The sequence below is a fragment of the Panacibacter microcysteis genome, from assembly GCF_015831355.1.
GTDB classification, from domain to species: Bacteria; Bacteroidota; Bacteroidia; order Chitinophagales; family Chitinophagaceae; genus Panacibacter; species Panacibacter microcysteis.
Genome location: NZ_JADWYR010000001.1, coordinates 1,817,215 through 1,841,305, shown reverse-complemented (window position 1 = coordinate 1,841,305; position 24,091 = coordinate 1,817,215). Strand labels below are relative to the sequence as shown.

Below are 24,091 nucleotides of genomic sequence, written 5' to 3'. Positions count from 1 at the left end.
GCAACGGCAGCCCAATGCTTATACTGCCGCCCGGATCATAATTTTTTTACTTATTTTAAAATACGTCTCAAAGAAAACTTGCAGCTTACCTATATCTACAGGTTTCCTTTTTTTAATTCTGTTACCGCAAAGTCTGCCGCACGAGCAGTAAGTGCCATGTAGGTAAGCGATGGGTTCTGGCATGCGCTGCTTGTCATACATGCGCCATCGGTAATAAACACATTCTTTGCATCCCACACCTGGTTATTGCCATTGAGTACAGATGTCTTTGCATCGCGGCCCATACGTGCAGTACCCATTTCATGTATGCCCTGGCCTACGGCATATACTTTACTATCCCATGTGCTGATGTTTTTTATGCCCGCCATTTCAAACATGGCAACCAGTTCTTTAATGATGTCTTTACGCATCTTCAGCTCATTTTCTTTCAGCTCTGCATCCATGGTAAGCACTGGCAAACCCCATTTATCTTTTACCTCTTTGCTCAGGTATATTTTGTTTTCATGGTATGGCAGTATTTCTCCAAACCCGGTTGCACCAATGGTCCATGCGCCTGGTTCTGTTAAGGCTTCTTTGTAAGCTGCGCCTATATTCAGTTCTGCAATATCCCTGCTCCACCCCTGGCGGCTGGCACTGCCCTGGTAACCATAACCACGCAGGAAATCTCTCTTATCGCCGTTCATGTTTACAAAACGTGGTATATAAAAACCATTGGCGCGGCGGCCATAATAATATTTGTCTTCAAAACCTTCTACCATGCCGCTGGCCCCCAGCATATAATGATGATCCATTACGTTATGCCCCAACTCTCCGCTGCTGCTGCCTAAACCATCCGGCCATATGTCTGTGGCGGTGTTCATCAATATCCACGTACTGTTTAGTGCCGATGCGTTTACAAAAACAACCTTTGACCAAAACTCGTAGGTTTGGTTGGTTTCTGCATCCAGCACCTCTACGCCTTTTGCCTGCTGTGTGTCTTTATCGTAAATAAGTTTTGTTACAATGCTCCATGGCCGTACCGTTAAATTACCGGTTGCCATAGCCGCAGGTAATGTAGAAGATTGTGTGCTGAAATAGCCGCCAAACGGGCAACCTTCCCAGCAGCGGTTGCGGAACTGGCATTTGGTTCTGCCAGGTATTTCTTTTGTAAGGTTTGCCACTCGGCCAATAAACATGTGGCGTTGTCCTTTATAAAAACTATTAATCCTGTCTGCCACATCTTTCTCTGCGCAGTTTAAATCCATCGGTGGCAAAAAGTTGCCATCGGGTAAATGAGAAAGCCCTTCCCTGCTGCCACTGATGCCCGCAAATGTTTCTACGTAGCCATACCATTTTTCCAAATCTTTGTAGCGTATGGGCCAGTCAACAGCAACACCATCTTTCAGGTTTGCTTCAAAATCCATATCGCTCAGGCGGTAGCTTTGCCTGCCCCACAGAATAGAACGCCCACCCACCTGGTAACTGCGCCACCAGGCAAAGGGTTTTTCCTCCACGTAAGGCGATTCTTTTTCATTTACCCAATATTGCGTTATGGCTTCCTGCGCTGCCGTGCCATACATAGCCCAGTCTCTTGCAATAACAGGGTTATCTTTTTTGTATTGCAGAGGTGCACGGCCGCGGTGCGGAAAATCCCACGGGTTATAGCCCGCAGTTTTATAACCGGTGATGTGGTCGAGCTTTGGCCCACGTTCGAGCATCAGCACTTTCAACCCTTTTTCGGTAAGTTCCTTTGCGGCCCAGCCACCGCTTATACCAGACCCTACCACAATTGCATCGTATGTATTTTGTGCAACCGCTTTGTTATTTACATTCAGTGAATCTCCGGGCATGTTGGTTGTTTTTTATTGATTTCAGACAAGCATTAAAGATTGCAGTTGCCTATTTTGTTAATGATGTTTTTACCCGCTGTTGTTTTTTATGGCATCGCCTGTTGTGTCACTCACTTGTGCGTTCCGCTTTTTATGGCGGCTGCAGCGTTCCTGCCCGGCGGTTTTATTTACAGTATAAACTGCAGCAATACAATCTGCCGTTTAAGTCGTCTTGTCTAACTCCTTTCTTCCGCCTGAAAACTAAAGGTAAAAATGAGATGTGCTGCATTCATTATTAAACTAATACTAAACTATATTATTGTTTTACCAGTTGCAATACTTCCAGTGCCTCATTGTTTTTGGCGATGAGGAGTAATGTGTTGCCGGTGGCAGTGCTAATGCTGACGATGTCTCTTACTGCACCACGTATGTTTATACCACTCTGCCGTGCGCTGACTGCTGTAAAACCGCCGCTGCCATCTCCCTGCAGTAACACCCCGTAGCTGGCATCGTATATGCCGGCCTCCGGCTTGCTCTCGTAAAAATTACCTCCCATAAGTATGTCTGTATGACCGTCTTTGTTATAGTCTGCCGTTGCTATGGCATACATACTGCTTAGCTGTGCCTGCCACGGTAACTGCCTGGCTGTAAAGGTGCCGTTCTTATTGTTGATATACACCGTACTGGACATGGTATAGGCTTCGCTTTTTGTGGCGCCTGCCAACTGCTCTTTGCTTAATACCGCCCCGATCGTCTGGTTCCTGTAACTTTCATACTTCAGGTATTTCTTCTTCAATGCCGGCAGTACGGCTACCAGGTCGTGCCGTAACGTCATCGGGTAGGCGCTGTCTCCGTTGTAGCACGTGATTAGCTGCTCTATTGTACCGTTATTGCCAAAATCTCCCGCATACATCGTTACGGGCTTTTGCTCCGTAGCCCTGAACCGCGAGTTTAAACCATGGTTGGCTGCTATAATATCTGCATAGCCATCGTTGTTTACATCAGCTGTCTGTAGCCTGTTCCACCAGCCATTGGTTTTGCCCATACCTGCCGCGGTGGTTACTTCTTTCAGCAACCCTTTCTCATTATGCCAGATCTTTACCGGCATATACTCCCCGGCTATTACAAGATCGGGCCAGTGATCATTATCGTAATCGAACCACTGTGCCGTGGTTACCATACCGGCCTGGTTTAGCGTTGGCGCCACTGTTGCCGTAACATCTTTGAAAACACCTTTGCCATTGTTCTCGAGTATATAACTTTTGCATACCGTACCGTAGCTGAAGGGTTTTAGTCTTGTGCCCGTAAACAAATCCAGGTCGCCATCGCCATCATAATCTGCTGCGGCCACGCAACTGCTGCTCTCAAATATATAACCGGGTAATACCTGTGGTGATTTTGTATAACTGCCTTTGCCATCATTGATGTATAAACGGCTGATGAGGGCGGTGGCATTGGGTGAGAACTCATTGCCGCCGCTGCATACATACAGGTCTGCATCGCCATCATTATCTGCATCGAAGAAAAGGGCATCGGTATCTTCGCTTGCCTGGTCTTTTGCCAGCAATGCCTCATTGCTGCTTTTAAAAGTGCCTGCTGCTGTTTGTATATACAGTGCACCCGCCTGGTCTTTGGCGCCGCAGATGTACACATCTTCCAGCCCGTCATCATTTACATCGCCTTTGGCTATATGTGGCCCCTGCGTGGAGAGCATATGGTAGATGAGCCGGTCACGGTCAAAATCTACAAAAGCGTTTTCCTGGTGTGTATAACCAAGACCCCTGTTGGATGGGGAATGTACCACGTATGACCCCGTGGCTGTCATGGGATGGGGTATGCCTGCTGTAAGACCGGCTTCGCTCTGACGGATGGTGAGTTGCTGGTTTGCTGCCACATCTTTTACCACGCTTTTGCGGCCTCCATTCCATAACACCACCACTGAATCGACCTTTGCTGCCTGGCCAATACCAAACACCAGCTTCGTATCTACCGTTGATTCAAAACCTCGCATGGGCATCTGCTCCTGGTACGCTATACCGCTATCGTAATACACGGTAACCTTTGCGCCTATGCCAAAACTGTTCCTGCCTTCGCCCTGCAGCCGTACCGTTACATACTTATTGGCTGCCTGCAGCCGGTTGCTTTCGTTGCGGTACACATAGCAGGGCATGTTTACATTGTTTACCACAAGATCAAGGTCGCCGTCATTATCCAGATCCCCATATGCTGACCCGTTACTGAAACCCTTATTGTCTAAACCCCACTCCACTGCCTTATTCGTAAACGTAAGATCACCGTTATTCCTGAACGCATAATTGCTGACCGCAACAGATGGAATAAGATCGATCAGTTTTTTGAAATCTGCTTTACCTTCTGCTACTTCGTTATAAAATTTACTGTTTGATACATACTGGATGTAGTCTTCATTGGTAAGGTCCTGGTATATGCCATTGGCAACGAAAATATCTTTCTTTCCATCATTATCAAGATCTGTTATCAATGCGCCCCAGCTCCAGTCTGTTGCAGCTACGCCGGCCATCCTGCCTATTTCGCTGAATGTATTGTTGGCATTATTCAGCTGAAGCATATTGCGCGTAAACTGGTGGTAGTAATCATACTTAAGGTCAAGCTGGTATTTATCCCATGTTTCAAATGTTGTTTTTGTTTTTATAGAAGCATCGTCTTCGGGCAGCATTTCTGTAACAAAAATATCAGGTGCGGCGTCGTTGTTGATATCTGCCATGTCTGCACCCATTGAAGCATTGCTGATGCTCATCATCTGTTCTTCCAGAACTTCTTTGAATGTGCCATCCTGCTGGTTGATGTATAAATAATCGCGCTCAAAAAAATCGTTTGAAACGTAGATATCCTGCCAGCCATCGTTGTTAAGGTCACCCACCGTTACACCCAAACCAAAACCGATGACACTTCCATAAATACCGGCCTGCCCGCTTACATCTGTAAAATGATTATCGTCATTCCTGAAAAGTTTATCGCCACCGGCAGAATCTCTTATAGCTCTTTCATTGCGCTGCAGGTTGAAACTGCCAATGGCTTTAAAAGAATTATTGAGCAGGTACATGTCCAGGTCTCCGTCGTGATCATAATCAAAAAAGGCAGCATGCGTGGATAACCCACGGTCGTCTAAACCATATGCTGCCGCACTTTCTGTAAACGTACCATTCCTGTTATTGATGTATAATTCGTTTTGCCTGTTGTCTCCTTTTATATCGCCGCTGTTGCATACATAAATGTCTATCCAACCATCTCCGTTTACATCTGCCATGCTTACACCGGTACTCCATTTACCAGTTTTACCAATACCCGCTTTTGCAGTAATGTCTTCAAACTGCATATTGCCTTTGTTCAGGTACAATTTATTGGACAGCATATTGGCCGTGAAAAAGATATCAGGCAAACTGTCGTTGTTGATATCGCCGATGGCAACACCACCACCGTTATAAAAATTACGATACGTATAAATATTGAACCTGGCATCGTACGAAAGATTGTTACTGAAATCTATACCTGTTTGTGAAGCATTGAGCTGTTGAAACAATGTATCTTCTTTTTTACCGCTGCCCTTACAGGATGCCTGTAACAGTATAACAGACAGCATCATGCCGAGTATTGCTATAAAAGTACAAGTGTGCGACGCAACAGCAGCCACATAGTTTTGTTGCTGCCCGGTACATAAAAAAAATCTCCTGCTGTTATTACGTTGCTGAAACATTACTCGTTCACTGTTGCGTTTGTTACGGATAAATCTGTGTAATCTACTTTAACAATCCTGTCATCGAAACGGCCAATGGTTATGCGCCGGTTGCCATCTACTTTAACATAGATGGTTCCTTTTTCCTCATCACTGATCTGTATAAATGGATTGCCGTCTCTATACCATTGCCGGTAAAACTGCAGCACATCGGGCAACAGGCTGTCTGCATACAGGTGTTTGTTCCACGGTGCCCATGCATTGTATTGAAAAGTTGCCTGCATTTTATAAATTTTATCACCCGCCATTTCGGGAAAAAAATTCATGGACGCATCGTGTTTCAACTCATGGTTATTCAGCTTATACAAAATGGCCCTGTTGTTTGTGCCGTCTGTAAAGATGCCTTGCTTATTCAATTCCCAGCAGTGTTTATAAAACTGCCTGAGATCCATTCCGAAAGCAATGCCATAAAAAAGTGTATCAACGCGTTTGCCTGTTGACAATTCTTTTTGCACAAGCTGGTTGTACTGCTGCATGCTGCTTTCTTTACATGCAGCCAGTAAAAAAACGAATATTATAAAATAAACTGTTTTCATTTTTTAAACATAAGAATTTCCAGTGCCTCATTGTTTTTGGCGATGAGGAGTAATGTGTTGCCGGTGGCAGTGCTAATGCTGACGATGTCTCTTACTGCACCACGTATGTTTATACCACTCTGCCGTGCGCTGACTGCTGTAAAACCGCCGCTGCCATCTCCCTGCAGTAACACCCCGTAGCTGGCATCGTATATGCCGGCCTCCGGCTTGCTCTCGTAAAAATTACCTCCCATAAGTATGTCTGTATGACCGTCTTTGTTATAGTCTGCCGTTGCTATGGCATACATACTGCTTAGCTGTGCCTGCCACGGTAACTGCCTGGCTGTAAAGGTGCCGTTCTTATTGTTGATATACACCGTACTGGACATGGTATAGGCTTCGCTTTTTGTGGCGCCTGCCAACTGCTCTTTGCTTAATACCGCCCCGATCGTCTGGTTCCTGTAACTTTCATACTTCAGGTATTTCTTCTTCAATGCCGGCAGTACGGCTACCAGGTCGTGCCGTAACGTCATCGGGTAGGCGCTGTCTCCGTTGTAGCACGTGATTAGCTGCTCTATTGTACCGTTATTGCCAAAATCTCCCGCATACATCGTTACGGGCTTTTGCTCCGTAGCCCTGAACCGCGAGTTTAAACCATGGTTGGCTGCTATAATATCTGCATAGCCATCGTTGTTTACATCAGCTGTCTGTAGCCTGTTCCACCAGCCATTGGTTTTGCCCATACCTGCCGCGGTGGTTACTTCTTTCAGCAACCCTTTCTCATTATGCCAGATCTTTACCGGCATATACTCCCCGGCTATTACAAGATCGGGCCAGTGATCATTATCGTAATCGAACCACTGTGCCGTGGTTACCATACCGGCCTGGTTTAGCGTTGGCGCCACTGTTGCCGTAACATCTTTGAAAACACCTTTGCCATTGTTCTCGAGTATATAACTTTTGCATACCGTACCGTAGCTGAAGGGTTTTAGTCTTGTGCCCGTAAACAAATCCAGGTCGCCATCGCCATCATAATCTGCTGCGGCCACGCAACTGCTGCTCTCAAATATATAACCGGGTAATACCTGTGGTGATTTTGTATAACTGCCTTTGCCATCATTGATGTATAAACGGCTGATGAGGGCGGTGGCATTGGGTGAGAACTCATTGCCGCCGCTGCATACATACAGGTCTGCATCGCCATCATTATCTGCATCGAAGAAAAGGGCATCGGTATCTTCGCTTGCCTGGTCTTTTGCCAGCAATGCCTCATTGCTGCTTTTAAAAGTGCCTGCTGCTGTTTGTATATACAGTGCACCCGCCTGGTCTTTGGCGCCGCAGATGTACACATCTTCCAGCCCGTCATCATTTACATCGCCTTTGGCTATATGTGGCCCCTGCGTGGAGAGCATATGGTAGATGAGCCGGTCACGGTCAAAATCTACAAAAGCGTTTTCCTGGTGTGTATAACCAAGACCCCTGTTGGATGGGGAATGTACCACGTATGACCCCGTGGCTGTCATGGGATGGGGTATGCCTGCTGTAAGACCGGCTTCGCTCTGACGGATGGTGAGTTGCTGGTTTGCTGCCACATCTTTTACCACGCTTTTGCGGCCTCCATTCCATAACACCACCACTGAATCGACCTTTGCTGCCTGGCCAATACCAAACACCAGCTTCGTATCTACCGTTGATTCAAAACCTCGCATGGGCATCTGCTCCTGGTACGCTATACCGCTATCGTAATACACGGTAACCTTTGCGCCTATGCCAAAACTGTTCCTGCCTTCGCCCTGCAGCCGTACCGTTACATACTTATTGGCTGCCTGCAGCCGGTTGCTTTCGTTGCGGTACACATAGCAGGGCATGTTTACATTGTTTACCACAAGATCAAGGTCGCCGTCATTATCCAGATCCCCATATGCTGACCCGTTACTGAAACCCTTATTGTCTAAACCCCACTCCACTGCCTTATTCGTAAACGTAAGATCACCGTTATTCCTGAACGCATAATTGCTGACCGCAACAGATGGAATAAGATCGATCAGCCCTGTAATAACATTCGTCTTTTTGTCCAGTATCTTCTGCCTGATGTCTGCAAATGCACCGGCAGAATACTGAATATAATCCTGGTCTGTAATGTCTTTATAAATACCATTGGCTACATAAATGTCCTTGTATCCATCATTGTCGAGATCTGTTATCAATGCACCCCAGCTCCAGTCTGTTGCAGCCACCTGTGCAAACCGGCTGATCTCACTAAAACAGACACCGCCTGAATCGTTCACATCACCATTGTTTAGCTGCAGCGTATTTCTTACAAACTGCTTGTAGTAACCGTTTGCGATGTTGGAGTTGTATTTATCCCAGTTCTCAAAGTTTGTTTTTGTTTTCATTCTTGCATCATCTTCCGGCAGCATGTCGGTAACATATATTTCGGGCAGCGCATCATTATTAATGTCTGCAATGTCTGCACCCATTGCATTCATACTAATCTCGTTGATGCATTCCTCAAGCACCTCTTTGAATGTGCCGTCCCGGCGGTTGAGGTATAAATAATCTTTTTCGAAAAAATCGTTTGCAACATAAATATCCTGCCAGCCATCATTGTTGACGTCTGCAATAGTAACACCCAGGCCAAAACCTATCTTGCTGCTGTAAATACCGGCCTGTTGTGTAATGTCTGTAAAATGTGCACCATCATTCCTGTACAACCTGTTCCCGCCGAGTGAATCCCTTATATTCCGCTGGTCTTTTACCAGGTCATAGTTTCCTACAGATTTAAATGAATTGGTGAGTAAGTAACAATCAAGATCTCCGTCCTGGTCAGCATCAAAAAATGCAGCATGTGTTGAAAGTCCTTTGATGTCTAAACCGTATGCTGTTGCCTGATCTGTAAAAGTAAGATCACCGTTATTGATATACAAAGCATTACTGCGCTCATTGCTGCTGGTATCTCCGGATTTACATACATAAATATCAGGCAAACCGTCACCGTTTACATCAGCCATTGTTACGCCTGTGCTCCATACATTGCTTGTTGCAAGACCAGCTTTTACTGTAATATCTTCAAACTGCATGTTGCCCTTGTTGAGATATAATTTGTTGGACTGTTGGTTACTGCAGAAAAAAATATCCGGCAGGCTGTCATTGTTTATATCACCAACAGCAACACCACCCCCGTTAAAAAAATTACGAAATGTGTATGGATTAAAATCTTCTGTGTAAGAAATGGTATTGGCAAAATCTATTCCTGTTTGTGTAGCGGTAAGTAAGGTAAAACGCTTTGTTATGTCATCATTTTCACGACAGGCAGTTACACATATCACCAGGCAAATACACACATATTTCATAATCGGCAAAATATCTGATCTATTGATCCACACAAGTTTTATTAAAGTTAGCAGCTTTACCGTTACACCTGTAAGAAGGGTTTGGAGACCAGCTGCAGATTGTTTACTCATCGCCTGTTGTGTCACTCCCTTGTACGTTCGGAACAGCAGGCAGCAAGGTTACAGTCACCACCATGTCTTTGCAGGCTTATTCCTGCGCGGTATTGATTTTATTAATAACTGCACAATGCAACGCATGCATTATTCTTTAAAAGAAAGCAGGCGAATCCCTGTTCGCCTGCTATCCCTGGAAAGGGACGTAAAACTGCTCGATTTATAAGACTACACTCTTTATTAATAACCCGGGTTTTGTTTCAGGTTTTTATTTGCATTGATCTGCGTTGCAGGAATCGGGAACACATTCAGGTGATTGATTCCGGAAGGCCCGAGATTATCGGACGGATCCTGCGGGTGAAACCTGTAAGCACTGTTATATTTTCCAAACCTGATCAGGTCCTGCCTGCGTGTTGCCTCTGCAAACATTTCCCGGCCACGCTCTGCAAGAAAATTATCTTCTGTCATGGTTGTATATGCATCTACACCACCATGTGTTGTCCTGATCTGGTTAACGATCGATTTGGCTATTTCATCATTCCAGTTACCAGCTTTCCGGCAAAGCACCTCTGCTTTGGTAAGCAATATATCCGCATAACGGAAGATGCAGTAGTCATTGCTCAGATTACCTGTACCACCTTTGTAGATCTCCCATTTGCCTATTCTTGCACCCGATTGTCTCCATGCAGCAGGTTGCAGCTCATTGATGTACGGTGTAAAAACAATCGGCGCACCGTTAGGATCAGTTGCATCCGCAGCCCCATCCAGCAAAGGAGAAACGCCATCTGCCTGGTATTGCGGACCAACAATAAAGTTTGACAACCGTTTATCGGCAGTACCTGTAGTAGGTGTTCCAGCAGGGTCCACACCAACCACCGTTCCCTGGGGGCCGGGGTTTTGCGCCGGGTCAATATAAGACTGGTAAAATTCCTGAACACTGGCAAAACCGTTCCATGGCTGTAACCCTAACTTATATACGGCCTGTTGTGCAGGGTTAAGCGTTATCAGCGGCATGGTAAAGCCTGTTGCCTTGATCTCGTCATAAGGCAATGCCCAGATAAATTCAGTAGATCCGTAATTGTCCTTTTTGAAGTTATCATTGTAGTTACTCATCAATGCATATTTGCCTGAATTGATGATCTCATCGCAGGCTGCAATGCATTTATCCCACTGAGGTGTGCCGGTATATACACCAGCATTCTGGTAAAGTTTGGCGAGTACCGCGTAGCAGGTGTAATAGTTTACGCGGCCATAGGTTACAATATCCGCAGGCCCGGTTTTGGAAAGTGCAGGCGCATTTTCCAGGAGTTCTTTCTCCACAAAATCATATACCTCCTGTCTTGTGTTATTGGTGGGCGGGTCAGTCTGCGTAAAATCTATACTGATGGGTACATTGCCAAACAGGTCAAGTAACCAGTAATAATAGATTGCCCTTAACGCTTTCAGCTCTGATATATAGGCCGCTGCTTCCGGCGTACCCAGCGGATCTAAAATAGATATTACGCGGTTACATGTGTTAACACCGGCAAAAAGTACACTCCAGCTGTTTCCGGGGCGCGGATCATCTGCATTGTATGTGTGCAACTTTAAACGCACCCAGTGGCCGCCATCGCCCCAGTCTGCACCCCTTGTTGGTACAACCATTTCATCGGTTGTTACTTCCTGCAAGGGCATTATGTTATCCGCATTACCAAAAGTGCCATACAGGTTCGTATATGCCGCACCAATAGCTGCAAGAAACTCTGCATCGGTCTTAAAAAAGTTACCCTGAGTAACCTGGTCGTAGAGCACATCTTCTTCGTCCAGTTTAGTACATGAGCACGCCAGTACTATCGAGGCACAGAAAGAGTATTTTAAAATGGATAGTATTTTCATAACAGCAATTGTTTTGAATTAGAATTGAATGTTTACACCAAGAGAGAAGGTTCTTGTTCTTACCCATATTTCTCTCCTGTCTATACCGGGCGCCAGGATATTACCGCCATCATCATACCGCACCTCAGGATCTACACCTGTATAATCGGTAATCACAAAAAGATTCTGGCCGGTAACAAAAGCCCTTACCCCTTTTACTGTACCTGTTTTCTTCATCTGGAAATTATACCCTATCGTGGCATTATCAAGCTTTACAAACGAAGCCCGCTCTACATGCAGCGAACTGTATTCCTGCGCATCTTTAAGATCAGGATTATAATATTTTGTATTTACCACGTTATAGCTGTTTACCACCGTTGCATTTTCGTAAAATGCACGGAAGGTGTTGATCAGATCATGACCAATGGAACCACGAAAGAAAAAGTTTAAATCAAAATTTTTATAACGGAATGTGTTGGTAACACCGAATTCAAACTTGGGCAATCCATAACCGATAATTGTTTTATAGAATGTGCTGTTGGTGTCTTTTCCCGTACCATCATCAAACAGGTATTGCCCGTCTTTGTCTATACCCTTGTAAACAGGGCCCCATAACAAACCAATTTTTTCGCCTTCAACGGCCCGTGTAATCTGCGTTTGTTCCTGGCCCGGTGTGCCAAGGTTTGAAGCGCCCACAAAACTCCCCGCCAGGTCTTTATTAAGACTGGCAAGCTTTACACTGTACGTAGAAAAGTTTACAGAGCTGTTCCAGGTAAAGTCTTTGTTTTTGATGATGTCGTAAGCCACCATCAGTTCTACGCCACTACTTTTAAGTGTACCAATGTTACGGAACTGTGTGCTGGTAGGATATGGGGGCACAGGCACCGTAACGTTAAAGATGAGATCTGAAGTATTGCGGTTGTAATAATCAACCGTACCCGTCAGCCTGTTACCAAAAGCGGCAAAATCTGCACCTACATCAAATTCAGCTTTCTTTTCCCATTTAAGGTCTTCATTGGCGTTTTGTGTAGGAGCATAAGAAGGAGAATACACACCGTTGGCATAAAACAACCTGTCTGAACCGCCGGCAGGGCCGTACAGCAGTTGCGATAAGTAGGACCTTGGTGGCAATGCACCGGTTACACCATAACTGGCGCGCAGCTTAAAGTTATTGATCGCACTTACCTGCAAAAATTTATTCACGTCAAGGCCAACACTTACAGCAGGGAACATACCCCACTTATTGTTGGCGCCAAACTGCGTAGAACCTTCCCGTCTTAAACTTGCTGATAAGAACGCAATGTCGTTGTAATTAAGATTTACCCTTCCAAAAAACGCGACCAGCTTAGAGCCGTTTTTATAACTGTCAGAATAAGCAAGACCATTTTTAAAATCGAGTGAACTATTAAAATCTTCAGATACAGCATCCGTTAAAAAATTACCGGCCTGTACATAAAAACCATTATAAAGAAAATCCTGGTACGAGTAACCGCCTACAGCAGAGATACTCAGGTTATTGATTTTCCCGTCATAAGACAAGGTATTTTCGTACAACTGGTTAAAACTTTCATCATCACGTTTCCAGGCATAACCATTGCGCGCAAAACCGCTTACGCCTAAAAAGCTTCTTACATAGAACGATGTTTTTGGCAGGTAGGCCCAGTTGTAATAACTGATGTTTTCCTGTGCATAACGTACAGAGCCTTTCAGGCCTTTTATAAACTCGTATGTTGCAGAAGCATTGATATTGTTACGCTTTGTAACACGCTTGTTGGTATTTTGCTCAAGCACCGCAACAGGGTTTGAATAGTCAACAAAGTTTTGCTCAAAATAACCACCGCCGGTCAGGTCATAAGCAGGGTCCGCGCTTTTAACTGGCGCCGTAGGATTGAAGATAGTAGCGTATTTAAACGCATCACTCCAGCCAAAATCTGAGTTTCGTTTGGTGTTATTCGCGTCAAGCGTTAATGCAAGCTTATCCTTTAATGCCCGCTGCGTAAGACCAAAGTGCACGTTGAACTGGCTAAAGCCTGTGGTAATTGCTACACCCTGGTTGTTACGGTAGTTCACAGAAGCTGTATAGGAAGTACCATTGTTGCCGCCGGAAATGGAAAGGTTATGCGTATGCGAAATGGCTGTCCTGGTAATTTCCTTGTTCCAGTCGGTTTTGGAACCAAGATCAGAGCCGCCTGCCGCAACATACTCATCAGCACTCATATGGTCAGTAAACTTAGCAGGAGTTTCTGATGAGAGTGTTCCGTTATAAGCAATAGACGCCGCACCCCTGGCGCCGCGTTTGGTTGTAATAATAATCACACCAGCAGATCCGCGTGTACCATAAATGGCAGCAGAAGCAGCATCTTTCAGCACATCAATACTTTGAATATCATTCGGGTCAACTGTATTAATATCTATACCAATTTGCCCGTCCACCACCACCAGCGGAGATGCGTTGGCACCAAGCGTTGATAAGCCTCTAAGGCGTATAGCAAATCCTGCATTCGGGTCGCCGCCAGGCCGGGCTATAGATAACCCTGCTACCTTGCCCTGCAATAGCTGCGATACATTTGGCACATTACCCCTGTTGAATTGTTCAGCTTTCACACTTGTTACCGCACTCGTAATTTCTTTCTTCTTCTGTGTACCATAACCTACCACCACAACATCAGTAAGTTTATCGTTGCTCTCAGTAAGCTTTATTTCAATGTTGGTCTGGTTGGCAATATCAACCTCCAGCTGCTGGTAGCCTATTACAGAAACAACAAGCGTATTATTTGCCGCAGGAACATTAATGCTGAATACACCCTCCCGGTTGGTGGTTGTTCCCATCGAAGTGCCTTTGATCATCACACTGGCTGCTTCAAGGGGTGTGCCCGTGGCAGATACAACCTTACCGGTAACCGTTCGTGATTGTGCGTGTGCAATACCAATGATTAAGGACAGCACAAGTGTAAATACAGGCAGCCGCAGTAGCTTGGTGACATTCATAAGCAATCGTTGTTGGCAGTGATAGTGTTTGTAATTTTTAAGTGTTAAAATTACATTTATTAACAAATGTAAAAATTACACTTAATTTTCCAAAATATTTTTTCCGTCTTTTATATGCCGAAAACTAATATGTACCCGGCAGCAGTAAATCTGTTCAACTGTAGTTGCGTCGCACTCTTGTACGCCTTGCACGCTGTTCGGCAGCTCCGCCATGCTGCCTGCATCTATATACACTATCCCTACATTGCCACAATCGCATGCCAGGTAACAACATTAAATAACTAACCTCATCATTCGTTTGTGTGGAAAATGTTTCATCATAGTGTTCATTCAGCATGCACTTTCTACATGTGAGGTCTTTTTTTACCACTCTTTCAGTGTTGGAACATCTAAAACGTTGTGGCACATATTTTGGCTTTCTGGTATTAACCGTTTTTATTATCGCAACCCTGGGATAAACGTACTTTGGTCCGTAATAACTATGAAGACATTAAAAACCCAATACCTTTTAAAATCTATGTAATCATGTACCCGGAAAATTTCCGGGTTTTTTTATTTCCATTTTGAATGCGTGGTACTGCAAATAAGCCTGTTTACATTAACTTGTACTTATTAAACGATTACAAACCGCAATACCATGAATCGTAGAAAATTTTTACGTGGCACATCTGCAACACTGGCGCTTGCTTCTTTACAGGCAAATGGCATGATCAACCATTTTACTGCACCGCCCAGGCGCGTGGCACTTATCGGCACCGGCTGGTATGGCAAAAGCGACCTCTTCAGGCTAATGCAGGTTGCACCGGTTGAAGTAGCAGGTCTTTGCGATGTTGACAAACACCAGTTAGACAATGCGGCTGCTATGGTTATGGAAAGACAGCAGGTAAAGAAAAAGCCCGCCTTATATGGCGACTACAGGAAACTCCTGCAGGAAATAAAACCGGAAATTGTATTGATCGGTACACCAGATCACTGGCACGCACTTACAATGATAGAAGCGGTAAAATCCGGTGCAAATGTTTATGTACAAAAACCCATCAGTGTAGATGTAATGGAAGGTGAGGCCATGGTTGCCGCAGCAAGAAAATACAACAGGGTTGTGCAGGTGGGTACACAAAGAAGAAGCACCCCACATTTGCTCGATGCAAAGAAGAACGTAGTAGACGCAGGTTTACTTGGCAAAGTCTCTCACGTGGAAATGTGTTGCTACTACCACATGCGCAACAACGGCAACCCGCCTGTTACAACTGTTCCCGATTTTTTCGACTACGAAATGTGGACAGGGCCTGCACCCATGCGGCCTTTTGATGAAATGCCACACGTAAGATGGTGGCGCGCATTTATGGAATATGGTAATGGCATTATGGGAGACATGTGTATCCACATGTTTGATGCGGTGCGCTGGCTGCTTCGCCTGGGCTGGCCAAAACGTATTACATCTACCGGTGGTATTTATGTTGACAAAACAGGTAAAAGCAATATTGCTGACACACAAACCGCATTGTTTGAATATGATGACCTCAACTGCTCATGGACACACCGCAGCTGGGGCACACCTGCTGATCCGGAATACCCGTGGGCATTTAAAATTTATGGCGATAAAGGAACTTTATGTGGCAGCACAATGCAGTACGACTTTATACCGGCAGACAAAGGACAGAAAATACATAAAGACGTGGTGTACGAAAAAGAAAAATACCCTGCAGATCTTAAAGAACCGCAAATAGAACTGAATGCCGCACCTGCAACAAGACTGCACATGCTCAACTTTCTTGATGCCATTGATAAAAAAATAAAACCCGTTGCAGACATTGAAGAAGGGCATATCTCAACAGCAAGTTGTATAATGGCGAATCTTTCTATGAAGCTGGGCAGGCCGCTGAGTTACGACCCGCTGAAGCGGGAAATTATCGGGGATGCAGCAGCCACAAAACTTTTACAAAGACAATACAGGGCACCCTGGGCACACCCGCATCCTGACAATGTGTAAGCAGCGGCGCTGACGTTGCGTGCTTCACCAGGGAACAGAACGATGAACGGATTGCGACGCAACGATGCTCAATAGTACCACTGCAGCCGGTACCATACATTTTCTTTGTCGCATTTGGCATGTTACAAAGTCGCCTTTACACACCGTAAACGCAATAAGTGGTGTCTACTTTTACAGTGCTGATATTTTATAACTGTAAAAACGATAATCATGAAAAGCGCACGAATTGTTTACTGGACAACCACCCTCATCATTTTCCTGCTCGAAGGTGTAATGCCCGCATTTACTTCTAATTCTGAACTTGCGAAGCAAGGCTTCAGCTATCTTGGTTATCCTGATTATTTCAGGGTGATGCTTACCGTATTTAAAGTGGCAGGTGCAATATTGCTGGTACTGCCTGTAGTAAAAGGGCGTGTAAAAGAATGGGTATACGCCGGCTTTGCATTCGACTTTATTTGCGCAGCAGCATCATTAACGATTGTTGGCGGTTTGTCTGCGGCCATTATCTTCCCGCTTGTAATGCTGCTTATTCTGGTTGCATCTTATGTTGCATATCACAAATACGCATCTGCAAAACAAAGCAATACTTACTTTACCAAACTCGCAACACATTAATTAAAATTGCTTGTATGTCATTCCAGGCTTATCTGAAAAACATCCATTGACCTGGGGCATGGGCATGGTATGACCATCTGCGCAGTAGTAAGCGGTAAAAAAGATCGTGCAACAGCACAATAACACAAGAAGGTGCACCACCGGTAAATGCACCTTTTTTATTTGCGCAGTATGTTGATGGCGGCAAATTATATTACCTTAGAAGCCATCAATTACATTATTATGAATAAGATTATGCTTGTCAGCATCCGCAAGATTTTTTTACCTTTTGTAGCATGTATGCTTGCAATAACAGCTTTTGCTTTTGAAGGCAACACCATTGAAGGACGGTGGGACATCAACATTGACATGAATGGAAAAACAGCACCCGCATGGCTGGAAGTAAAACACTCCGGTTTTAAAACGCTGGTGGGCCAGGTTGTAGTGGTGGTGGGCAGTGCAAGACCTGTAAGCAAAGTAAATTTTGCAGACAATAAGTTTGACTTCAGTGTGCCGCCTCAATGGGAGCAAGGCGCAGGCGATATGTCTTTCAGCGGCACTTACGAAAACGACCAGATAAAGGGTACAGTAACTTACCCCGATGGCAAGAGTTATAGCTTTACCGGTGTTCGTGCACCACTGCTGCAAAGAGAAAAAGAACCGGTATGGGGCACACCTGTAAAACTGTTCAATGGCAAAGATCTTACCGGCTGGCATGCCCTCGGCGAAACAAACCAGTGGGTGGCAGAAAATGGCGTATTGCGCAGTCCTAAATCGGGTTCTAATATTGCTACAGACGCAACTTTCAAAGACTTTAAACTGCATCTCGAATTTCGCTACCCCAAAGAAAGCAACAGCGGCGTGTACCTGCGCGGCCGCTATGAAGTGCAGATCACAGACAGTAAAGGGTTACAGCCAGATTTTGGTTTACTTGGCGGCGTGTATGGTTTTATTACACCCAGCACCATGGAAGCAAAAGATGCAGGCGAGTGGCAGAGTTATGATATTACGCTGGTGGGCCGCATGGTAACACTAGAAGTAAACGGCAAAAAAGTTATCTGTAACCAGGCCATACCAGGTATTACCGGCGGTGCGCTTGATAGTAAAGAAGATGAACCAGGCCCAATCTATTTCCAGGGAGATCATGGCCCCATCGAATTCAGGAATATCGTAATTACCCCGGCAAAATAATGGATGTGTGTACCCGGCAGCAGTACATGCATTGTACTGCTGTTGCGTCGCACTCTTGTACTGTATATCTTTATGCAACACTTCCGGGTGTAACGCCGTATAAAAAAATCAATAACCAGGTAACCCTACAATTAAACACATGGAGTTTTCCATTCTCAGAACTTTCAACAATTATATCGATGCGCACCTGCTGCTTACCCGCCTCGAAAGCGAAGGTTTCAACTGCTGGCTGAAAGACGAAAATGTGGTTACCATCAATCCTGTATGGACAACCGCTGTTGGCGGTATAAAACTCATGATCCCGGACGAAGAGAAGGAAGCAGCAGAAAAAGTATTGCAGGAAATTTTTGAAGCACGCAAAGCCTCCTTTTCCTGCCCAAACTGCGCCAGTCATAACATTGAATTTATCAATACCCCACGCAAAGCTGTAAACTGGCTGAGTATTATTGCATCGTGGTTTTTCTCCAGTTATGCAGTAGCTGTTGAACAAACGTGGCATTGTTTCGACTGCAATGCAGAGTTTAAAGAACCAACCGACAATACAAACATCGATTACACCGCTGATGAAGACAATCCTACTTTTTAAAACTATACAGGTATGGTGCTTTGTTCGCACTGCCGGAAAAATGTTTGCCATGTCTTTTCAATATGCCCAGGCCTAACATTTTCCGCTGAAATGTTGTTCGGCGTATAGGTGTTCCCAATATTGCTTCATATACAGTTTGCAAAGCTTTCATGGTAAATTTTGCCGGCATCAGGTTCATGCCCACCAATTGCTGGTCAAGGTTGTTGCGTAAGGTTTGCAATGCTTTTTCCACAATCTCTTTATGATCAAAAATCAGCCCGGGCAGGTTATCAAGATCATACCATGTACAGGAGTCAGACAACGCATCAGGTGTTGGTACCACATGCGCATAGTTGATCAGTGCATAATAAGCCACCGTAATAAACCTGTCGAGTAACCAGTGATCATTGCTTACTTCGTACCCGTTTGCTTTTAAAATCTGCTTCATCACTGCAGGCTTAAACCTGTCTGTATTGCCAAATACATAACATTGCTCAAGGTATATATTGTCCAGCCCGGTGCGTTCTTTCAGGCCGCGCCTTACAGCATCATTTAAATGTTCTGTGCGCTGCACAAAACCACCGGGTAGTGCAAACAAACCCGTATTGTGGTATTCCATCAGCAGGATTTTCAGCTTATCCCCGGAAAAACCAAATACAACAGAATCGTAGGCAATATTGGTCAGGTAGTTCCTGCCGTATGTATCTTTTGCGGGATTTTTTTTTGAAACTGCCATTCAATGCTTTTAATAGTCCAAAAATAAATAAGCCCGGTTCACAAAAAATTTTTATTATTGTCTCACACTGAGACAATAAATTGTATGTTCATAAAAAAAATTATGCTTATGCTTGCCGCCACGTATGTATCCATTGCGGCCATAGCTCAAACAGATTACAACTTTCCCGTACAGGTTAAAATAGCAAATGGTACTATAGAGGGTAATTATGATACCAAAGAAAACCTGCAGTTGTTTTTAGGTATTCCATTTGCAAAGCCACCTGTTGGCGATCTGAGGTGGAAGGCACCGCAGCAACCGGATAACTGGAAAGGTGTTTTACAAACAAAAAAATTTGCAGCCAGGCCTGTGCAGGGCATTGTGTTCGGAGATATGAGTTCACGTTCTGCGGGCCTTAGTGAAGACTGCCTGTACCTCAATGTATGGACACCCGCAAAGCACGATACAAAAGGATTACCGGTGCTGGTGTATTTTTATGGTGGTGGCTTTGTGGCCGGTGACGGCTCAGAACCACGTTATGACGGGGCCAGCATGGCCAGGAAAGGCATTGTGGTAGTTACCGTAAATTACAGGCTGAATATCTTTGGATTTTTCGCGCATCCCGATCTTAGCAAAGAGGCTTCTTACAAAGGTTCGGGCAACTATGGTTTACTGGATCAGCACGCAGCACTGCAATGGGTGCAAAAGAATATTGCGGCCTTTGGCGGAGACGCTAAAAAGGTAACCATCGCAGGTGAATCTGCCGGTTCTATTTCTGTAAGTGCACAAATGGCTTCCCCGCTCTCAAAAGGTTTATTTGCCGGCGCCATTGGCGAAAGTGGTGCAGCAATCAATCCTACCCTGTCACCCGTTCCACTGGCCGAAGCAGAAAAAACAGGGCTCGATTTTGCTACCGGTATTAACGCACCAACCATTGCGCAACTACGTGCAATGACTACCCAACAACTTTACGAATATTATACTGCTTCCAAACGTTTCGGCTTCCCCACGGTGATTGACGGATATTTCTACACCAAAACGGTACCTGAAACATTCAAAGCAGGTGAGCAATCTATGGTACCATTACTCGCCGGCTGGAACTCTGCAGAAATTCCTGGTATGGCCTTTACCCAGGGGCCTTATACAGATGAGCAATATGTAAAAAAAGTAAAAGAGGCCTACCCGAAAGATTTTGAAGAAGTGCTCAGGTTGTACCCGCATGCCAATGAAAAAGAAATTGAGTTGTCTGCAACGGCACTTGCATCAGACAGGTTTATTGCATACAGCACATGGAAATGGCTGGACCTGCAGGTGAACCACAGCTCACAAGCCGTGTACCGCTACCTGTACGCTAAGCTAAGACCTGCGCTGGCAGATAATTCTTTAACGCCCGGCCTGGCCGGTGGCACCGTAAAAAAAGAAGGCAATGCACCCGGAATGCCTGCAGCCATAGGTGCGCCACATGCCTGCGAAATTGAATACTGCATGGGCAACCTGCACCTGGTAAAAGATTATGCATGGACGCAGGATGACTATACAGTATCTGCTACCATGCAGGAATACTTTGCCAACTTTATCAAAACCGGTAATCCCAACGGCGGCAGTTTACCTGAATGGCCGGCGATTAAAAAAGGCGATGCCAATCCGCCTGTCATGATCATCAATACAGCGTCAGCAGCAATAAAGGCACCGAATGATGCACGATATATCTTTCTCGATAAAGCGTATGGTAATTAACTGCTTTAATGGTGAGACGTGAAACGTGCGATGTGAGATGTAAGACGGCAAACGTGAAACGTGAAATAACTTCCGGTCGAACAACAAGATCGCCATGCTGCATCGTGCTGATGCAACGACTACTGCTGAAGCCACAGTAGTATATAAGCTTAATCCCTGCCTGAACTGTTGGTACTTTTTCTTCCCGGATAGAAAGTAAAGGATACAGCTTCGCAGGGCATTGGTTTGTTCGCAGCAGCAGTATATTTACAAAAACTATTTGCTGATATGCAGCGATGCCGCACACTTGCTGCATAAACAACCGAACGTACAAGTGAGTGACACAACAGGCGATGATAACAGCAATGCAGCTTAGTACACCACCGTCAAACGGCTGTTGCAGGTTGCATGTTTTCAAAAAACTGTTTGAGCTGCTCAAACATATCTTTAAAGAAAGGGATAACATAACCCAATGCACTGATCACCTGCGGACCCCAGGGCTCAATCAATACATAGGTGTGAGACGCTTCTATGGTTTCCGGTTTGAGAAGGCCCATTTCTGTTGCGTAAAACAAGAGGATGCTATAGACCATCATATAGAGCAGGATATAGAAGACTATACCGCCCAGTTTATTCAGCCAGCCGAGCAACACTATTTCTATTGCGGCTTCTGCAAGATTTGCGACCCAGCGTACAAGCAGCATTACGCCAATCAATACCACGAGGAATGCGATGAATGGCAGCCATTGTGTGCCGATACCGGTATGATCATCGAGCCAGGCGGCAACGGCAACAGAAAGCTTCATAGCTGCGGCGAGGCCTATGAGAATACCCAGGAAAGAAAGTATGGAAACAATAAGGCCACGGCTAAATCCTTTAAAGACTGCCATGGCCAGTATAATGAGTGTGATAACGTCTATGATCATAAAGGCAATTTAAACAAACTACCCAATGCTGCATAGAGGAATTATTTGCTGAGCAATTCTTTTACAGCAGCGGAAATGGCTTTGCCGTCTGCTTTGCCTGCAAGCTGTTTGGTGGCGGCGCCCATTACTTTGCCCATATCTGCGGGTGAGGCGGCGCCTGTTTCTGCAATAATCGTTGTCAACGCTTCTTTCAGCTCTGCTTCGCTCATTTGCTTTGGCAAAAAACGTTCTATAACAGCGATCTCTTCTTCTTCTTTTTGTGCCAGGTCTGTACGGTTTTGCTGCCTGAATACATCCAGGGAATCTTTGCGCTGTTTCACCATTTTTTGCAGCATTTTCAGTTCTGTTTCTTCTGATACCTGGCCGTTTGCACCGGGCTCTGTTTTGGCTTTTATGATTTCAGCTTTTATAGCGCGGAGACCGCGTAAAAGTGCTTCGTTCTTTGATTTCATGGCTTCTTTCATTTCTGCCATGATGTTTTGTTCTAAACCCATATGTTACGTTTATAGTGAGAGAATTTATGCTTTGTTGTCTTTCATTTGCTGTTCGCGGAACTTGTTGTAAAAGTCTTTTGCAAACTTCTTCATATCCTCTACCATTTCCTGGTTGTGCGTGGCGCGGTTGTAGGTGTCGGCCATGGTCATGATTGTCTGGTAAAAAAAATCGGCCATCTCGTCTACCATCATGTCTTTTGTCCAAAGGTCTATGCGCAATGCGCTTTTGTCTGCGCCATCCCACAAAGAAAGCATCACTGCTTTTGCCTGCTGCGCTTCTGCCGCCGAGCTGCTGTCTGCCTTCCAGGTTATTTTTTCAGGTACTTTATCATTATCCAGATGAACATCTATAGAGATTGTTGAAGTTTGCATATTGTTGTTTGTTGATAATACTAAGATAATGGAAATGCAAAAGCGGTATTGTTAATTACATCAGTTGCCAGAGGCTTTCTATTACGGCTTCCTGCCGGTACAATGCCGCCTGTTTTGCGGCGGCGGCTGTCATGTTGGTTTTATGGTTCTCGTCTTTGTAAATGCGGTTAAGTTCATCACCAAAAGCTTCATAATCTTTATCTGGCACCAGTACTGCCGCATCCTGCAGGTATTCTTCCAGGCTGGCCGTTTGGGTGGCTATTACCGGTGTATTGCATTGCAGTGCTACCGTGCCCGGCCAGAGGTCTGCATCGCTTATTGCGGGGTGCAGTAATGCATAAGCTGCTGCTATAAGATCGGCGGTATCTTTCCTGTCTGCATCATTGACCAGGTTTACATCTTCCCGATATTTATAGGTTTCCAGCTTATCGTAAATATTACCGGCAAAACTTTCATCTTTTGGGAGTAATACGAGTTTCATACCACTTTGCTGCCACTTTTTAAATTTAGAAAAGGCTTTGAGCAGGTCTATAAAAACAGCTTCGTTATGGTCTGGCAATATGCCCACGAAGTATTCCTTGTTTTGTGCGTAGCGGCTTTTTACATACAGTTTATTGTGCCATTCCATTGGTGCAAAAACTTCGGGTGCGGTATAGGGCAACACCTGTATCCTGCCGGATTCGATCCCGGTGCTTTCAATAGCCTGCTTTGCAGCATTTGCATATACCAGCACGGTTGATGCGGCTTGCAGGCTCTCTTTTATTCTGCCGGCAGCAAATTGCTGCCACAGCAGTTCACGTTTTTCCTGTTTAACAAGTGATACATCGGGTATTACCAGTACCTGCTTAATGGTTGCATTGGTACATACACCATAAAGGCATACTGCAACATCTACCTGGTATTTTTTAAAGATGCGGTTAAGCTTATAACCGTACCAGTACTTAAGGGAAAAATTGCTGCCGGCGGGAATAACGATGTGCAGCAGCACATTTTCTTCTTTAATGCTTTCTCTTGCATTTACCACATGGTCGTAATCTTTGACCAGGTATTCCTTTGCTTTGGCAGATTCATCGAGCAATGCGGCAAGATAGGCGCCGTAATCATTGGTAATATCATCACTGTGATGGATAAGTGCTATACGCATA

Annotated in this window: 16 protein-coding genes; 5 read left to right on the top strand and 11 right to left on the bottom strand. The window is 45.0% G+C overall.

Going from position 1 to position 24,091, the window contains the following annotated elements; genetic code table 11:
• Positions 1-95: 95 nt before the first annotated feature.
• The 6 genes from I5907_RS07425 to I5907_RS07400 all read right to left on the bottom strand — a co-directional run bounded on the left by I5907_RS07425 (position 96) and on the right by I5907_RS07400 (position 14,383).
• On the bottom strand, positions 96-1,829 hold the full coding sequence (locus tag I5907_RS07425) for a GMC oxidoreductase (protein ID WP_196990080.1): 1,734 nt from the start codon (positions 1,827-1,829) through the stop codon (positions 96-98).
• A 295-nt stretch (positions 1,830-2,124) separates the two neighbouring features.
• Entirely contained in the window at positions 2,125-5,541 is a 3,417-nt protein-coding gene (locus tag I5907_RS07420) for a VCBS repeat-containing protein (RefSeq protein ID WP_196990079.1), read from the bottom strand.
• Entirely contained in the window at positions 5,541-6,116 is a 576-nt protein-coding gene (locus tag I5907_RS07415) for a hypothetical protein (protein WP_196990078.1), read from the bottom strand. The genes I5907_RS07420 and I5907_RS07415 overlap by 1 nt, the downstream gene beginning before the upstream one ends.
• Positions 6,113-9,559, bottom strand: coding sequence for a VCBS repeat-containing protein (locus tag I5907_RS07410; protein WP_196990077.1), 3,447 nt, complete (start codon positions 9,557-9,559; stop codon positions 6,113-6,115). Before I5907_RS07410 ends, I5907_RS07415 begins: the two co-directional genes overlap by 4 nt.
• Before the next feature lie 222 nt (positions 9,560-9,781).
• A complete protein-coding gene (locus tag I5907_RS07405; RefSeq protein WP_196990076.1) occupies positions 9,782-11,416 on the bottom strand; it encodes a RagB/SusD family nutrient uptake outer membrane protein in 1,635 nt (544 codons plus the stop codon).
• Between the two features lie 18 nt (positions 11,417-11,434).
• Positions 11,435-14,383, bottom strand: a complete 2,949-nt coding sequence (locus I5907_RS07400) for a SusC/RagA family TonB-linked outer membrane protein (protein ID WP_196990075.1) — start codon at positions 14,381-14,383, stop codon at positions 11,435-11,437.
• 637 nt (positions 14,384-15,020) lie between these two features.
• On the opposite strand from I5907_RS07400, the gene I5907_RS07395 reads away from it, so the two are divergent.
• From I5907_RS07395 to I5907_RS07380, 4 genes are all read left to right on the top strand, one after another.
• Positions 15,021-16,373 carry a Gfo/Idh/MocA family protein gene (locus tag I5907_RS07395; protein ID WP_196990074.1) on the top strand — a complete coding sequence of 451 codons (1,353 nt, stop codon included), beginning with the start codon at positions 15,021-15,023 and terminating at the stop codon, positions 16,371-16,373.
• 210 nt (positions 16,374-16,583) lie between these two features.
• Positions 16,584-16,988: a DoxX family protein gene (locus I5907_RS07390; protein ID WP_196990073.1), complete on the top strand. Its 405-nt coding sequence runs from the start codon at positions 16,584-16,586 to the stop codon at positions 16,986-16,988.
• Between the two features lie 222 nt (positions 16,989-17,210).
• Positions 17,211-18,158 (top strand): 3-keto-disaccharide hydrolase, encoded by a 948-nt coding sequence (locus I5907_RS07385; RefSeq protein ID WP_196990072.1) that lies wholly within the window; start codon positions 17,211-17,213, stop codon positions 18,156-18,158.
• Between the two features lie 139 nt (positions 18,159-18,297).
• Complete coding sequence (locus tag I5907_RS07380; protein WP_196990071.1) at positions 18,298-18,744, top strand: putative signal transducing protein; 447 nt, start codon at positions 18,298-18,300, stop codon at positions 18,742-18,744.
• Here I5907_RS07380 and I5907_RS07375 read toward each other — a convergent pair.
• On the bottom strand, positions 18,734-19,459 hold the full coding sequence (locus tag I5907_RS07375) for an NUDIX hydrolase (protein WP_196990070.1): 726 nt from the start codon (positions 19,457-19,459) through the stop codon (positions 18,734-18,736). The two genes, I5907_RS07380 and I5907_RS07375, sit on opposite strands and share 11 nt — an antisense overlap.
• An 84-nt stretch (positions 19,460-19,543) precedes the next feature.
• On the opposite strand from I5907_RS07375, the gene I5907_RS07370 reads away from it, so the two are divergent.
• On the top strand, positions 19,544-21,175 hold the full coding sequence (locus I5907_RS07370) for a carboxylesterase/lipase family protein (protein ID WP_196990069.1): 1,632 nt from the start codon (positions 19,544-19,546) through the stop codon (positions 21,173-21,175).
• Between the two features lie 365 nt (positions 21,176-21,540).
• Here I5907_RS07370 and I5907_RS07365 read toward each other — a convergent pair whose 3' ends face one another.
• Genes I5907_RS07365 through I5907_RS07350 form a run of 4 tightly spaced genes read right to left on the bottom strand, consistent with a single transcriptional unit; the run spans position 21,541 to position 24,090 of the window.
• Positions 21,541-22,080: a CvpA family protein gene (locus I5907_RS07365; protein WP_196990068.1), complete on the bottom strand. Its 540-nt coding sequence runs from the start codon at positions 22,078-22,080 to the stop codon at positions 21,541-21,543.
• Positions 22,081-22,121: 41 nt separating this feature from the next.
• Positions 22,122-22,574, bottom strand: coding sequence for a GatB/YqeY domain-containing protein (locus I5907_RS07360; protein WP_196990067.1), 453 nt, complete (start codon positions 22,572-22,574; stop codon positions 22,122-22,124).
• 24 nt (positions 22,575-22,598) lie between these two features.
• The gene (gene gldC / locus I5907_RS07355; protein WP_196990066.1) at positions 22,599-22,946 is read right to left on the bottom strand and encodes a gliding motility protein GldC; all 348 of its coding nucleotides are present in this window, start codon (positions 22,944-22,946) and stop codon (positions 22,599-22,601) included.
• A 55-nt stretch (positions 22,947-23,001) separates the two neighbouring features.
• Positions 23,002-24,090 (bottom strand): glycosyltransferase, encoded by a 1,089-nt coding sequence (locus I5907_RS07350; RefSeq protein WP_196990065.1) that lies wholly within the window; start codon positions 24,088-24,090, stop codon positions 23,002-23,004.
• Position 24,091: the final 1 nt, after the last annotated feature.

Excerpts from the sequence above, each read along its gene's own strand:
- I5907_RS07400 (WP_196990075.1), bottom strand. The coding sequence starts at position 14,383 with ATGAATGTCACCAAGCTACTGCGGCTGCCTGTATTTACACTTGTGCTG.
- I5907_RS07395 (WP_196990074.1), top strand. The coding sequence starts at position 15,021 with ATGAATCGTAGAAAATTTTTACGTGGCACATCTGCAACACTGGCGCTT.
- I5907_RS07390 (WP_196990073.1), top strand. The coding sequence starts at position 16,584 with ATGAAAAGCGCACGAATTGTTTACTGGACAACCACCCTCATCATTTTC.
- I5907_RS07370 (WP_196990069.1), top strand. The coding sequence starts at position 19,544 with ATGTTCATAAAAAAAATTATGCTTATGCTTGCCGCCACGTATGTATCC.
- I5907_RS07380 (WP_196990071.1), top strand. The coding sequence starts at position 18,298 with ATGGAGTTTTCCATTCTCAGAACTTTCAACAATTATATCGATGCGCAC.
- gldC (WP_196990066.1), bottom strand. The coding sequence starts at position 22,946 with ATGCAAACTTCAACAATCTCTATAGATGTTCATCTGGATAATGATAAA.
- I5907_RS07405 (WP_196990076.1), bottom strand. The coding sequence starts at position 11,416 with ATGAAAATACTATCCATTTTAAAATACTCTTTCTGTGCCTCGATAGTA.
- I5907_RS07420 (WP_196990079.1), bottom strand. The coding sequence starts at position 5,541 with ATGTTTCAGCAACGTAATAACAGCAGGAGATTTTTTTTATGTACCGGG.
- I5907_RS07410 (WP_196990077.1), bottom strand. The coding sequence starts at position 9,559 with ATGAGTAAACAATCTGCAGCTGGTCTCCAAACCCTTCTTACAGGTGTA.
- I5907_RS07365 (WP_196990068.1), bottom strand. The coding sequence starts at position 22,080 with ATGATCATAGACGTTATCACACTCATTATACTGGCCATGGCAGTCTTT.
- I5907_RS07375 (WP_196990070.1), bottom strand. The coding sequence starts at position 19,459 with ATGGCAGTTTCAAAAAAAAATCCCGCAAAAGATACATACGGCAGGAAC.
- I5907_RS07425 (WP_196990080.1), bottom strand. The coding sequence starts at position 1,829 with ATGCCCGGAGATTCACTGAATGTAAATAACAAAGCGGTTGCACAAAAT.
- I5907_RS07360 (WP_196990067.1), bottom strand. The coding sequence starts at position 22,574 with ATGGGTTTAGAACAAAACATCATGGCAGAAATGAAAGAAGCCATGAAA.
- I5907_RS07415 (WP_196990078.1), bottom strand. The coding sequence starts at position 6,116 with ATGAAAACAGTTTATTTTATAATATTCGTTTTTTTACTGGCTGCATGT.
- I5907_RS07350 (WP_196990065.1), bottom strand. The coding sequence starts at position 24,090 with ATGCGTATAGCACTTATCCATCACAGTGATGATATTACCAATGATTAC.
- I5907_RS07385 (WP_196990072.1), top strand. The coding sequence starts at position 17,211 with ATGAATAAGATTATGCTTGTCAGCATCCGCAAGATTTTTTTACCTTTT.